At 33.8% G+C, this 13387-nt stretch carries 13 protein-coding genes; 8 read left to right on the top strand and 5 right to left on the bottom strand.

The window, feature by feature from the left end; all coding sequences use genetic code 11:
* The first annotated feature begins 54 nt into the window (after window positions 1-54).
* Both NG806_RS12090 and NG806_RS12085 read left to right on the top strand, forming a co-directional pair.
* Window positions 55-549 carry a dihydrofolate reductase gene (locus NG806_RS12090; protein ID WP_214828228.1) on the top strand — a complete coding sequence of 165 codons (495 nt, stop codon included), beginning with the start codon at window positions 55-57 and terminating at the stop codon, window positions 547-549.
* Between the two features lie 76 nt (window positions 550-625).
* A complete protein-coding gene (locus NG806_RS12085) occupies window positions 626-1198 on the top strand; it encodes a tetratricopeptide repeat protein (RefSeq protein ID WP_214828230.1) in 573 nt (190 codons plus the stop codon).
* Between the two features lie 78 nt (window positions 1199-1276).
* Here the strand turns inward: NG806_RS12085 and NG806_RS12080 are convergent, their stop codons facing one another.
* The 3 genes from NG806_RS12080 to NG806_RS12070 all read right to left on the bottom strand — a co-directional run bounded on the left by NG806_RS12080 (window position 1277) and on the right by NG806_RS12070 (window position 3457).
* Window positions 1277-1909: a trimeric intracellular cation channel family protein gene (locus NG806_RS12080; protein WP_261509835.1), complete on the bottom strand. Its 633-nt coding sequence runs from the start codon at window positions 1907-1909 to the stop codon at window positions 1277-1279.
* A 79-nt stretch (window positions 1910-1988) separates the two neighbouring features.
* Window positions 1989-2462: a pantetheine-phosphate adenylyltransferase gene (gene coaD / locus NG806_RS12075; RefSeq protein WP_214828233.1), complete on the bottom strand. Its 474-nt coding sequence runs from the start codon at window positions 2460-2462 to the stop codon at window positions 1989-1991.
* Between the two features lie 2 nt (window positions 2463-2464).
* On the bottom strand, window positions 2465-3457 hold the full coding sequence (locus NG806_RS12070) for a D-alanine--D-alanine ligase (protein ID WP_214828236.1): 993 nt from the start codon (window positions 3455-3457) through the stop codon (window positions 2465-2467).
* Window positions 3458-3613: 156 nt separating this feature from the next.
* Between NG806_RS12070 and NG806_RS12065 the strand changes: the two genes are divergently transcribed.
* The 6 genes from NG806_RS12065 (at window position 3614) to murI (ending at window position 10539) form a co-directional block, all read left to right on the top strand.
* Window positions 3614-4714: a PASTA domain-containing protein gene (locus tag NG806_RS12065; RefSeq protein WP_261509834.1), complete on the top strand. Its 1101-nt coding sequence runs from the start codon at window positions 3614-3616 to the stop codon at window positions 4712-4714.
* Window positions 4715-4785: 71 nt separating this feature from the next.
* The gene (locus NG806_RS12060) at window positions 4786-5850 is read left to right on the top strand and encodes an RluA family pseudouridine synthase (RefSeq protein ID WP_261509833.1); all 1065 of its coding nucleotides are present in this window, start codon (window positions 4786-4788) and stop codon (window positions 5848-5850) included.
* Between the two features lie 51 nt (window positions 5851-5901).
* Entirely contained in the window at window positions 5902-6852 is a 951-nt protein-coding gene (locus NG806_RS12055) for a PorP/SprF family type IX secretion system membrane protein (RefSeq protein ID WP_172283607.1), read from the top strand.
* 50 nt (window positions 6853-6902) lie between these two features.
* Complete coding sequence (gene hemW, locus NG806_RS12050; protein ID WP_261509832.1) at window positions 6903-8027, top strand: radical SAM family heme chaperone HemW; 1125 nt, start codon at window positions 6903-6905, stop codon at window positions 8025-8027.
* A gap of 39 nt (window positions 8028-8066) precedes the next feature.
* Window positions 8067-9665 (top strand): DUF4139 domain-containing protein, encoded by a 1599-nt coding sequence (locus NG806_RS12045; protein ID WP_261509831.1) that lies wholly within the window; start codon window positions 8067-8069, stop codon window positions 9663-9665.
* A gap of 43 nt (window positions 9666-9708) precedes the next feature.
* The gene (gene murI / locus NG806_RS12040) at window positions 9709-10539 is read left to right on the top strand and encodes a glutamate racemase (protein ID WP_214828277.1); all 831 of its coding nucleotides are present in this window, start codon (window positions 9709-9711) and stop codon (window positions 10537-10539) included.
* Between the two features lie 167 nt (window positions 10540-10706).
* Here murI and NG806_RS12035 read toward each other — a convergent pair whose 3' ends face one another.
* Both NG806_RS12035 and iolG read right to left on the bottom strand, forming a co-directional pair.
* Window positions 10707-12314: a solute:sodium symporter family transporter gene (locus NG806_RS12035; protein WP_261509830.1), complete on the bottom strand. Its 1608-nt coding sequence runs from the start codon at window positions 12312-12314 to the stop codon at window positions 10707-10709.
* Between the two features lie 45 nt (window positions 12315-12359).
* Entirely contained in the window at window positions 12360-13340 is a 981-nt protein-coding gene (gene iolG / locus NG806_RS12030) for an inositol 2-dehydrogenase (RefSeq protein ID WP_214828280.1), read from the bottom strand.
* Between the last annotated feature and the right edge of the window lie 47 nt (window positions 13341-13387).

Below are 13387 nucleotides of genomic sequence, written 5' to 3'. Positions count from 1 at the left end.
TTTGTGCTAATCAAATATACAAATTATGTGCTAATTTTGCAGAAAATAATTTGAATGACAACAATAGTGGTAGCCATGGGAGAGAAGAATGAAATTGGTTTTGAAAACCAGTTACTTTGGCATCTTCCTAAAGATTTAAAGCACTTTAAAGATTTAACCTCGGAGCATCCGATTATCATGGGAAGAAAGACTTACGAAAGTATTGGAAAACCACTTCCTAATCGTACCAATATTGTTATTTCACGTAAAAAAAATTGGTTTGAAGAAGGGATTCTAATTGTTGGAAGTATTAAAGAAGCGGTAAAGTTTGCTAAGAAAATTGATGAAAATGTCTTTATTATCGGAGGTGGAAATATCTATGAACAGACCATGGATATTGCAGACAGGCTTGAAGTGACTTTAGTGAAAGCGGATTTAAAAGCTGACACATTCTTTCCAAAAATAGATGGAAGATTGTGGAGCAAAACAAGTGAGATCTGCCATGAGAAAGATGAAAAAAATCAGTATGATTTCTGCTTTCAAACTTATGAAAAAATTAAAAATGAATAGTTGTTAAGAATTCAGACAGCTAACCTCTAGCTTCTAACCTCTAAATTTTTTATCTTTGCACTTCTAAATTTTAATAATGAACAAATATATAAAAATTGTAATCGCAGCACTTCTTATCATCGCGGGTCTTTATTTGATGATCTTCACAAGAAGTTTAGGCTGGGGAATCGTAGTATTTCTTCTAGCAGCATTGCCTATTTTTCTTTTCTTTAAAAATGAATACATCCTTTTGGCATTCTGGCAATTGAGAAAACAAAATATGCAGAAAGCGGTGACATATTTAGATCATATCACGAACTATCCAAGCCAGCTTCATAAATCTCAATATGGGTATTTTCACTATCTTCAGGGATTAACTTTAGCTCAGGAACACCCTACAAAAGTAGAACCTTTAATGAAGAAAGCTCTTGAATATGGTTTGAATATGAAACATGATAGAGCAATGGCTACGTTGAATCTTGCAGCTTCTGCAATTTCTAAAGGAAGAAAACAGGAAGGGCAAAAACTATTGGAAGAAGCTAAAAGACTTGATAGTGCAGGAATGATGACGGATCAGATCAAAATGATGAAAGATCAGTTGAAAATGCCAACAATGCAAAAGCATATGCATAATCCTAATATGAGACAGAGAGGAGGAAAAATAAGATAATTTACTCAAAATTTAAAAATATAAAAAGGCAGAAAATTTATTTTCTGCCTTTTGTTTGTGTTATTTTGTTCTTTATATCTACATTTCCGAATTATTATCGTAACCATAAAATTTAGGCATCTGCCAGTGGTATTTTACAGCTAATGTACGTATTGCTACAATCAGTATAATAGTAAATATCTGGATGAATGTGTATGAAAGATCAGTGTATTTGGTCATTAATAAAAATGCAGCCCCACCCACTATACAGGCTGTTGCATAAATCTCTTTTCTAAAGATTAAGGGTATTCTGTTGAGCAGGATATCTCGGATAATACCTCCAAAACAACCAGTAATGGTCCCAAGTCCAATACATATTAAAGGATGAATGTCTGCATTTAAGCCTTTTTGAACTCCTATTATAGTAAACAATCCCAGTCCAAGGCTGTCAAAAATAAATAGGGTGACCTGAAAGTTTTTTTCCAGGGATTTAAAAACCATTGTGAAAATACTGGTCATAATAATCACGGCGCAGGTTAATAAATCATGCATCCAGAATACCGGAATATCAAGAAGTAAATCCCTAACAGTTCCACCTCCTACAGAAGTAACGAAAGCGATAATGAGAACACCAAACGGATCAAGTCGCTTTTGCATCGCTGCAAAGCTTCCGGACATGGAAAAGGAAATGGTTCCCAATACTTCTATGGCAAAATTGAACTGTTCGTGCATATATTATGAATGATAAATGGCAAGAGATTAATGATTGATTCTTCCATAAGCAAATCTTTTACCATTTATCAATGATCATCTATTTTTTTATTTTTTCAACCCTTACGGCTTCTGGAACGAGTAGTTCATATTCACCACCGTGATTGATAATTTCTCTTACAATGCTGCTGCTGATAAAAGATTTTCCGGATGAAGTTAATAGAAATACAGTTTCTAATTTTTTATGAGCTAAAGTTCTGTTCGTATGAGCAATGGCTTTTTCAAATTCGAAGTCAGCAGGATTTCTTAGTCCTCTAAGAATGAACTGAGCATTTTTTTCAAAACAGAAATCAACCGTTAAACCTTCAAAATAATCGACTTCTACATTAGGAAATTCTGCTACGGAATTCTGAATAAATTCCATTCTCTTTTCAAGAGGAAACATGTATTTCTTTTGTGAGTTCTGTCCAATTGCGATGATGAGTTTATCAAAAAGTGGTGCGGCCCTTTCTATAATATCATAATGTCCTAGAGTAATTGGATCAAATGATCCTGGGAAAACAGCAATTTTCATAATTAGTTCGTTTTTTTCGCTAATGCCTTTTCAACTTCATTGCCGCAAAGATCCATAATAGAAATTCCGTAATGTCTTGCTTGCTGAGGTAAAATACTTGCCGGAGAGAATCCTGGATTGGTATTCATTTCCAACATATAAGGAATACCATCCATTAAAATGAATTCGCTGCGGGAAAAACCACTCATCCCTAAAGAATCATAGGCTCTTTTGGAAATTTCTTCTACTCTTTTAGTTGTCTCCTCGTCAATTCTAGCCGGGGTTATTTCTTCAGAAGCTCCTTCGTATTTGGCTTCGTAATCAAAGAATTCATTTTGAGGAACAATTTCTGTTATTCCTAAAACAATAGTTTCTCCTTTAAAATCAATTACTCCGACAGATACTTCCATACCATCTAAGAAGCTTTCAATTAGAATTTCATGATCTTCTTTAAATGCAATTTCTGTTGCTGGGAGTAATTCAGACTTTTCTTTTACCTTAGATATTCCTAGAGACGATCCGGATTGATTTGGTTTAACGAAAAGAGGAAGCCCAAGATAGTCTACTATTTCATCAACATTTATGTTTTCTCCCTTCCTTAAATAAATACTTTTTGCTGAAGGAATACCATATTTAGATAATACAGCTAATGTGTCTTTTTTATTGAACGTTAAAGCACTCTGATAAAAATCACATCCAGTATAGGTTTGTCCTATCGCGTCCCAATAAGCCTGCAGGATACCATTTTCACCTGGTGTTCCGTGGATTATATTAAAGCAGACATCAAACTTTAATTGTTCATTATTCTCCAATGTTACAGAGAAATCTCCTTTGTTGATCGGGTATTGTTTGTTATTTTCATCTAAAAAATACCACTTATCCTTTAAAACAACTACTTTATGTACATTATATAGATCTCTATCTAAAGAATCATAAATTAATTGACCGCTTTTCAGGGAAACAACATATTCATCAGAATAGCCTCCCATAACTACGGCAACACTTTTTTTGCTCATAACCATATAGTATCAATTAAGGCAAATTTAATCATTTTATGTAATGCAATTAGGGAAAATTCAAAATTTTGAAAGCAAATATGAATTGTGATAAATAAAAAGTACATTCTAAAATTATTAGCTATATTTGCCATTATAATTAAAGTATTTTTAAGTATGCTTAAATCACTTTTCAACTGGAAAGTTTTACTGAATTTGTTAGTAGCCATCGGTGTTTTTGTGGGTTTGGTCTGGCTTACATTTCGTTGGTTAGAATATCATACAAATCATGGTCAGGAAATACCCGTTCCCAATGTTGTCAACAAATCCGTACACGAGGCTGTCAAAATATTAGATGATGCCGGGCTTGGGTATGAAGTAGATAGTGCTACTTATAATCCTAAATACAGACCTTTTCAGGTTTTAAAAATGTCGCCTACACCTGGTTCCCATGTGAAAGACGGGCGTGCAATACATTTAATGGTTAATCCTAGAAGCTGGGCTCCGGTTGCAATTCCGGATGTTATTAATAAGTATTCCGGATTAGCTTTCCAACGAATAGATCAGGTTGGTCTAAAGGTAGGGGATACCATTTTCGAACCAAGTATCCAGAAAGATGCAATTCTCAGAATCCTATTTAAAGGAAATCCTGTAAAACCAGGATCATTAATTCCTAGATTTTCAACAATCGATGTAGTGGTAGGTTCTGGGCCAATGAGAAATATATCTATTCCCAATGTTGTTGGCTTCACTGTAAAAGATGCCAGAGCAGCTATCGCGAGAAGTATGTTTGAAGTGGGATTGGTAGAACATGAAGATGGTGGAAAAGATGAATCTGATATCATTTATTATCAGGATCCTGCTGCAGGAGATGTAAGAGATCAGGGAATGCAAATAGACCTTTGGGCCAGTAAGAAAACTCCAGCTGAATTACGATCTAAAATAGACGAACTGAATTCTGTATATCGAATGAAAGTAGATACCTCACTTCCACCGATACAATATGAAGAAGTTCCTGTTCATCAGCAACCGGTTTATGAACCTGTTCCTACACCTGTTGTCCATAAAAAAGTAGAACCTGCAAAAGTAGAAGCACCAAAAGTTTCTGCTACAAAACCAGCTGCTACGGAAACAAAACCAAAACCAACGGAAAATAAACCTAAGACGACTACCAATGTTTCTTCAGGAAATAATACTGGAAGTAACAATAAAACGGCAAATAATGCAGTGCAACAGCCTGCTCAAAAGCCAAAAGCCAAGAAAGTCGTAGTAGAATAACAAGTATTTATTATAAAAAATATAGGCTTCAACTTTTTATGTTGAAGCCTTTTGTGTAAAAAATAAAAATCATGACAGAAGATAACGAAGATTTTTTAGATGAAGAATTATTAGATCCTAACAATATCGATATTGATGAGGAAAATAAAGGATTGTATGAGCATGTTAATATCACTGTCGACAAAAACCAGGAGCCTCTAAGAATAGACAAGTTCTTATTAATATTCAGACAAAACTCCTCGAGAAATAAAATTTCACAAACCTGCAGAGCAGGTAATGTTGTTGTAAATGGAACTCCTGTAAAACAAAATTATCGTGTGAAGCCTGGTGATCAGATTTCCGTTTTACTGGCTCATCCTCCAAGAGAGAATGTAATCATTCCACAGGATATCCCAATCAACATTATTTATGAGGACGACGATCTTGTTGTTGTGGATAAAGAACCAGGAATGGTTGTACATCCAGGATTTGGAAACTGGGATGGCACTTTAGTGAATGCTTTGGCATTTCATTTTGCTAAGAAAGGGGAAAAATCTGATCTGGATAGAGTAGGGCTTGTGCATAGAATAGATAAAGATACCTCGGGCTTATTAGTTATTGCTAAAAACGAATATGCTTTAAGCTTCTTGGCTAAGCAATTTTTTGAAAGAAAGACCAAAAGATTGTATTGGGCTTTTGTTTGGGGAAATGTACAGGACGATGAAGGTACTATTAAGGGTCATATAGGAAGGCATCCTAAGAATAGAATGCAGATGTCGGTATATGAAGATGGAAGCCACGGGAAGCATGCTGTGACACATTATAAAGTTTTAGAGAGATTTAAATACATGACCTGGGTAGAATGTAAACTTGAAACCGGAAGAACACATCAGATCAGAGCGCACTTCAAACATATAGGGCATACCTTGTTCAATGATGAAAGATATGAGGGGCATACGCCGTTACGAGGAGTTAATCTACCAAAATACAAGCAGTTTATCAAGAATGTTTTCGAAATTCTTCCTAGACATGCACTTCATGCCCATACCTTAGGATTTATACATCCAACCACTAAACAGGAATTGTATTTTGAGAGCCCAATGCCTCAAGATATGGCGGATGCTGTAAAAAAATGGAGAAATTATTTGGAAAACTAAAAATATATTGAGATTTTTTTTATATTTGTTGAATTGAAATCAAGATTTGTTATGAGAAAACTATATGCTATAGTGTGTTTGGCTCTTTTGTCAAATGCATACAAAGCACAAGAAACATTACCATACTATCAACAATATCTTTTGGATGGTGAGTTCCTGTTCAACCCAGCACAATACGGTAAGACAGATTATGTACAACTCAACCTCAATTATCAACAACAATTTTCAAAATTTAACGAATCCCCTAATGTACAATCTGTAGGGATTAATGCGAATATTTTTGATAGAGTTGGGGCAGGGATATCAGTTTTTAGAGATAGTAATGGTCCTATTTCGGCAGGAGGTATTACAGCGGGTGCTTCATATTTTATCCCACTTAGTAGTGAGGGAGAAAGAAAAGATCAATTCTCTTTTGGTACGAGTGTTAGTTTCTACAATATGAATTTTGATTATACTAAAATTAATACTGAAGACGGTTATGACCCATTATTACAGGGTACAGAAAGTAATATTTTCATGGCTTATGCTAACTTTGGTTTAGCAGCTACTTTCAGAAATATTTTTGCAGGTGTTTCTGTGAATGATATCGCTTTAACGAATGATGAATCTATCGTTAACGGTCGTGAGCCATCGCCAATAAAATTCTTCTTAAACTTAGGATATGACTGGCATTTTGCAGATAATATGTATGTAACACCATCTGCATTAATTAACTTGAATACCAACTCTACAAGAACAATTGATTATAACCTGATGGCTACATTCTTTAATGATATCAATTCATTCTCTTTTGGAGTTAGTTATAGATCAGTTCAGAATAGATTTGATAACCAGCAGTTAAGTATCTCACCATTAGTAAAAGTAAGATTCAATAAATTTATGATTGGTGCAACTTATAACTTAGGATTATCTGATATCCAGACTTATGGCGGAAACAGCTTTATGATCGGATTAGGTTATAACTTTGATAACTTTATTAATCATAGAGGATATAGATATTAATCAATTTAATTTAAATAAATTTGAGCTCTGATTTTTTCAGAGCTTTTTTTATGATTTATATTCACATTCCTTTCTGCAAACAAAAGTGCAGCTACTGTAACTTCCATTTTTCAACATCTTTGCAATCTAAAGATGAGGTACTCTCTGCTATTAAGAAAGAGATTTTTCTAAGGAAAGATGAATTACAGAATAAAACACTGCAGTCTCTCTACTTTGGAGGTGGTACGCCATCCATTCTCTCGGGAGATGAAATCAATTCTATTGTCGATGAGGCGCTAAAATATTATAGCTTTGCAAAGGATATAGAGGTTACTTTAGAGGCAAATCCAGATGATCTTGATAAAAACTTTCTTAGAGACCTTTCCAGGTCGCCTGTAAATCGGCTCTCAATTGGTACCCAAAGCTTTTTCGATGAAGATCTTAAGTTAATGAACCGTGCTCATAATGCATCAGAAGCTGAGGGTTCAATCAAAAGAGCACAGGATTTTGGGTTTGAAAACCTAAGTATTGATCTTATTTATGGCTCTCCGACTTCTAATTTAGAGATCTGGAAAGAGAATCTCAATAAAACAATAGCTCTTGAAGTTCCTCATATTTCTTCATACGCATTAACAGTGGAGCCAAAAACAGCTTTAAATGACTGGATTTTAAAAGGAAAAGTATCCAAACCCAAAGAAGAGGAGCAGAATAAAGAGTTTTATTATCTGTCAGACTTTTTAAAAGATAATGGATTTGATCACTATGAAGTTTCTAATTTCGCGAAACCGGGGTTTTATTCCAGACATAATTCAGCATATTGGAAATATAAAGAATATCTCGGAATAGGACCATCTGCCCATTCTTATAATGGATCGGATATAAGAAGCTGGAATGTTGCTAACAATCAAATTTATATCAAAAAGCTTAATTCAAATACTTTGGCTAAAGAAACGGAGATCCTTTCACAAGAAGATCAGTTTAACGAAATGATTATGATTGGGCTGAGAACAATCTGGGGGGTGGATTTGAATAGTATGAAGACTAAATTTTCGGATGAAATACTTCAAAAGTTTCAAAATGAAATAAAGCAAAAAATAGCTGACGGTATTTTAATTATTGAAAACAGCCATCTAAAAATTCCTGAAAAGCATTGGTTTATGGCAGATGGGGTTGCTTCGGATCTGTTTTTAGTATAATTTTAATTAATAATATCCTTTTATTGAAAACTAATAATTATGAAGAAAAATTTGTTCCTATTTTTTCTATGTATAAATGCTTTGTGTCTTGCACAAAAACCAATTTTTGTTAAAGCGAAAGTAAATGCTGTGAATGTCTATAGAAGTTCTGCTGAATTGCAAAATTCCATCAGTTTTTCCATACCTGCTGGTTCGTCTGAAGTTGTTATTACAAATATTTCAGATGAGATTGAAGAAAGATCTTTGCAAATCAATATTAATAACAAGAATGTGTCTATCCTTTCTTCTCAGTATACAGATAACTATACATCTGAATATGATATGGATAAGACAAATCCTAGGATTAAAAAAGTGACTGACAGTATTACTATAGTTGAGAACCTCATTTCAAAATCCAATATAGAATTGGAAGCCAATACTAAGACTCTTGAACTTTTGGATAAAAACCAAACTGTTTTAGTGGGTAGCAATGCATCAAATGTTACACAATTGATACAACTAACAGAATTCTATAAGAATAAAAGAATTGAAATAAGCAATATTTTAGCCGCTGTTAATAAAAATAATGCTGTGCTTCAGAAAAAATTGGCTAGATTAAAAAGCAGTTTGAAAATAAATTCTGAAATGGAAGAAGCCTCTTCAGATGGTGTTCTAATTGTAAGGTTAACGAGTAGTACTCCTGTAAATGTAAAAGCTGAAGTAAGCTATTTGACTAGAAATGCATCATGGCAGCCATTTTATGAAATAAGGGGAAATAAACTTTCAGAACCCTTAGATGTGATTTTTAAAGCTAAAATAAGACAAGATACAGGTTTAGACTGGAAAGGGGTTAAGCTGTCTCTAATTAATGGAAGATCCTCCCATAAGAATATAGCTCCAGTATTAAACCCTTGGTTTCTAAATTCATATAAGAATGAAGAAAAAGTTGTGGCAAGAGCATATGGTATTAAAAGTGATACAATTGCTAAAGAGCAAAATATTGAAGAGGTTGTTGTAACAGCAATGGGTTTTACCTCTGTTGAAAATCAATTTAATATTAGTTTTGATGTAGATGTTCCGTATGATATTTTAGGTAATAATGAAGATCATCTTATTAATCTTAAACAAATAAAAATCCCTGCTACTTACAAATATTCGGCAATTCCAAAATATAATAGAGATGCATTTTTAGTTGCAAAGATTAAGGACTTTAATAAATTCAATCTCATTTCAGCACCTGCTACAATAGTCTTTGAAAATATGTATATAGGGGAAACAAACATTAAACCTGATCAAACGAACGATGAGCTAAGTATTACTTTAGGCGATGATAAAAAAATAAGTATTCAAAAAGAAATTGTTGATGATAAAAGTAGCATCAAATTATTTTCATCTTATCAAGAAAAAACTTATACCTATGATATTGTAATCCGAAATAATAAGAAGGATCCAATAGATATGGAACTTAAAGATCAGTTTCCGCTAAGTAAAGATGAGTCTGTAAAAATTGAGCTCTTACAAAGTGATCAGGCGGAAGTTGACAAGGAGAAAGGATATTTGACCTGGAATGTGAAAATTTCTCCATCAGAAACTAAGAAGTTTCGGGTGAGTTACAAAGTAAGATATCCAAAGGATTATTCAATAAACAATCTTAATTAAGATATCATAGTATTTACTATTTTTGTATAAAATTTCAACTCATTTGAAAACTAAAAAACAAGACTACTCACATCTTTCACCAAAACAACCTATCGGAATTTTTGATAGTGGAGTGGGAGGATTAACGGTGGCTAAAGAAATAAAAAGACTGCTTCCTAATGAAGACCTCATTTATTTTGGGGATACAAAACACCTTCCTTATGGTGAGAAGTCTCGTGAGGCAATTATAGAATATTCTACGAAAATTACTAATTTTTTGCTGGAGCAAAACTGTAAAGCAATAGTCATAGCTTGTAATACGGCAACAGCAAATGCATTAAATGAAGTAATGCAGGCAGTAGCCGGAAAAGTTCCTGTTATTGACGTGATCAATCCGGTAGCAGAAAAAGTATCCTATGAAATTCATACGAATGTTGGAGTAATTGCTACGAAAGCGACGGTAAATTCAGGCTTATATAAAAAAAGCATCCGAAAACATAATAAATGGATTAAAGTAGATGAATTGGCAACTCCTTTGTTAGTGCCCGCGATCGAAGAAGGTTTTAAGAATCATCCGATTACACATGCGATCATTTATAATTATTTAAGTAATAGTAAATTAAAGAATATAGAAACTTTAATTTTAGGGTGTACCCACTATCCTTTATTAATTGATGAAATAAAGCAGTATTATGGAAATCGTGTTCGTGTTATTGACTCACCAAACATTGTAGCCAGTCATTTAAAAATTATTTTAGATAAATACAATCTTTTAAATGACCAGAATGCCAAGCCAAACTATCATTTCTATCTTTCGGATCTGACTAAGAATTTTGAAAAGATTTCGAAAAAGTTCTTTGGGAAGACAATTGATTTAGAGTTAAAAGTATTATGATCTTAAAATATTCTTCTGGATTACTGTTTAGAAATTAAAGAAATAAGAGAATAGATTTTTCTAAATAAACCGCCATTAAGTTTAACTTAATGGCGGTCATCAATATAAAATACCAAAAATGGAAATGTGTTGTTATTTTTTAAACTGTAATAAAATCTGATTGTAATTTAACGATTAGGAATAATTCCTAGGGGGCTGAAAACGATAAAAACAATAATGGTAAGAATAATGATGCAGATAGATGCAGGCTTTAGGTATTTCCAGTTTTCTACGTTTACTGTACCTGTATCCTTAATAACGAAGTTGTTTTCTCTGGGGTAATATTTACTCGCAATAACAAGGGTAAGAATAGTAACAAAAAATGCAACGGCCAGACGGTGTAAAAAATGGATTTTTACTTCCATTGCTTCTAATCCAAATTTTGAAAATAGATAAAGTATTGTACCCGATATTAATCCTATTTTAGCTGCTTTTGCAGACACTTTTGGGAGTAGTAATCCTGCAATGATGATCGCAAAAATGGGCATATTGAAGATGGAACTGAATTCCTGAAGAATAATATAAAGTCCTTTGCCTGCCATGCTAATAAAGGGAGCAATAGCCATAGATACTAAAGCCATGACAGTACCACTTTTTTTGCCGAATTTTACGATCTGGGTTTCGGTAGCATCTTTCTTCAAATATCCTTTATAGATATCGATGGAGAACAAAGTGGAAGCACTATTTAGCGCTCCGTTAAAGGTACTTAATATAGCTCCTACTACAATCGCCGCAAAAATACCAATACCACCAATGGGTAATACAGACTTTACAAGCTCTGGATAGGCATAATCTGGATCATTTAAACTATTTTTAAAATAATAGTAAGCTATTATACCTGGTACCACAACAATAAAAGGAACGAAAATTTTGAAAAAGGCAGTCAGTAATACTCCCTTTTGTCCTTCTGCCAGATTTTTAGCTGCCAGTGCCCGTTGGATAATAGATTGGTTCATTGTCCAATAGAAAATCTGTGGAATAAACATTCCTGTAAAAAGTACGGGAAACGGAAGATCGGAAGTGGATTCTCCTACTGCATTAAAACGGTCGGGAACTGCTTCAAAAACAGTGTGTACACCGGTTAGAAAATTTCCATCGCCAATTTTATAAAAAGCCAATATCGGAATTAATGACCCTCCGATAATCAGCCCTATCCCATTGATAAGATCTGATATCGCCACTGCTTTTAATCCTCCTAAAATAGCATATATAGATCCCATGACCCCAATTCCAACCACCATCACCACCATAGCGGTGAATTTATCAATATTCAGATTCTCAGAAACATTGAAAATACTTTCCATAGTGATAGCCCCTGTATAGAGAACAATAGGAAGAAGGGTGGTGATATAGAGTAGAAGGAATAACGTGGAGCAAATCATTCTGGTTTGTTTATCATAACGCAGTTCTAAAAACTCTGTAATGGTTACTAGGCCCATCTTTAGATATCTCGGAAGAAAATATACAGCCATAAGTACTAAAGCTACAGCAGCTAAGGTCTCCCAGGCCATTACTTCCATCCCAAAAGCATAGGCACTTCCGTTGAGACCTACTAAATGTTCTGTCGATAGATTTGTAAGTAGCAATGAAGCTACAATTAAGATAGCGCTGAGATCCCGGCCACCCAAAAAATAACCGATAGAGGAATGTGCCATTTTTGTTTTTCTTGTATACCACCAGGAGATAAATGCTACTCCACCAGTAAATAAGAGAAAAGGAATTAATATAATAAACATGATTTTAAGATTTGATTTTTTAAATTGTTGTATTAATTATTTTCTTTACAGAAAAATCAACTGGTGCTTTTCCAAGGATTGTTCACATGCATTTGCTAACATTGATGCTTTCAAAGCGTCATTGGCAGTAGAAGGAAAATCTTTTTGTTCCTGTATACAAGAGAGAAATGCTTTTGCTTCTTCTACATAGGAATCTTTATATCTTTCTAGAAAGAACGGTTCCAAAACACTGCTCTGGATAGTGCTTCCAGAATAAAATTGGATGTTGTTGATCTTTTTATTTTCTGCACAGATCATTCCCTCATCTCCTAATATCTCTAACCTCTGATCATATCCATATGAAGCTTTTCTACTGTTGTCTATATTGCAAATAATCCCATTTTTAAATTTCAGGGTAATAAGGGTTGTATCTATATCTTCGGTGTAGTTTTTTGAGCCTATAGCAATAACCTGCTCAACTTCGCTTCCGCTAATAAAACGGGCCATATCCAAATCATGAATGCTCATGTCATTGTAGATACCACCTGATTGTCTGGTGTATTCTGTAGAAGGAGGAAAAGGATCTCGGCTTGTTATTTTAATGATAACAGGTTTTCCAATGTCCTTCATCCTTTTTTTGACAGAAGCAAAATCAGGATCGAAACGACGGTTAAAACCTACCATAAGACGATTATTGATATTGGGATAGGAATCAATTAGAGACTGTATTTTACCTAGATCTGCATCCAGAGGTTTCTCGCAGAAAACATATTTATTGTTTTCCAGAGCTTCTTTTACCTGAATAAAATGATAAGCAGTAGGGGAGCATATCCAAACTGCATCAATTTCTTCTTGTTGAAGAATGTTACGATAATCAGGATAAAAATCTGGAATCTGATGTTCTTTGGCTATTTTTTTTCCATGCTCTATAACAGGATCTGATATTGCTATTATTTCTATATTCGTTAATGCTTTTAGAGCAGCAAGATGTATTTGCCCAATTCTTCCGAGGCCAATAATGCCTGCCTTTATTTTTTTTGTACTCACTTTTTTATAATTTCATTTGTGTTTTTGTTTATCTGAATAAGCATAAA

This window comes from Chryseobacterium paludis (assembly GCF_025403485.1).
Lineage (GTDB): Bacteria > Bacteroidota > Bacteroidia > Flavobacteriales > Weeksellaceae > Chryseobacterium > Chryseobacterium paludis.
Note: the sequence above shows the minus strand (reverse complement) of the source record. Positions and strands in the feature narration are given on the sequence as shown.

Excerpts from the sequence above, each read along its gene's own strand:
- NG806_RS12035 (WP_261509830.1), bottom strand. The coding sequence starts at position 12,314 with ATGTTTATTATATTAATTCCTTTTCTCTTATTTACTGGTGGAGTAGCA.
- NG806_RS12060 (WP_261509833.1), top strand. The coding sequence starts at position 4,786 with ATGACAGAAGATAACGAAGATTTTTTAGATGAAGAATTATTAGATCCT.
- NG806_RS12080 (WP_261509835.1), bottom strand. The coding sequence starts at position 1,909 with ATGCACGAACAGTTCAATTTTGCCATAGAAGTATTGGGAACCATTTCC.
- NG806_RS12070 (WP_214828236.1), bottom strand. The coding sequence starts at position 3,457 with ATGAGCAAAAAAAGTGTTGCCGTAGTTATGGGAGGCTATTCTGATGAA.
- NG806_RS12045 (WP_261509831.1), top strand. The coding sequence starts at position 8,067 with ATGAAGAAAAATTTGTTCCTATTTTTTCTATGTATAAATGCTTTGTGT.
- NG806_RS12090 (WP_214828228.1), top strand. The coding sequence starts at position 55 with ATGACAACAATAGTGGTAGCCATGGGAGAGAAGAATGAAATTGGTTTT.
- NG806_RS12055 (WP_172283607.1), top strand. The coding sequence starts at position 5,902 with ATGAGAAAACTATATGCTATAGTGTGTTTGGCTCTTTTGTCAAATGCA.
- hemW (WP_261509832.1), top strand. The coding sequence starts at position 6,903 with ATGATTTATATTCACATTCCTTTCTGCAAACAAAAGTGCAGCTACTGT.
- coaD (WP_214828233.1), bottom strand. The coding sequence starts at position 2,462 with ATGAAAATTGCTGTTTTCCCAGGATCATTTGATCCAATTACTCTAGGA.
- NG806_RS12065 (WP_261509834.1), top strand. The coding sequence starts at position 3,614 with ATGCTTAAATCACTTTTCAACTGGAAAGTTTTACTGAATTTGTTAGTA.
- NG806_RS12085 (WP_214828230.1), top strand. The coding sequence starts at position 626 with ATGAACAAATATATAAAAATTGTAATCGCAGCACTTCTTATCATCGCG.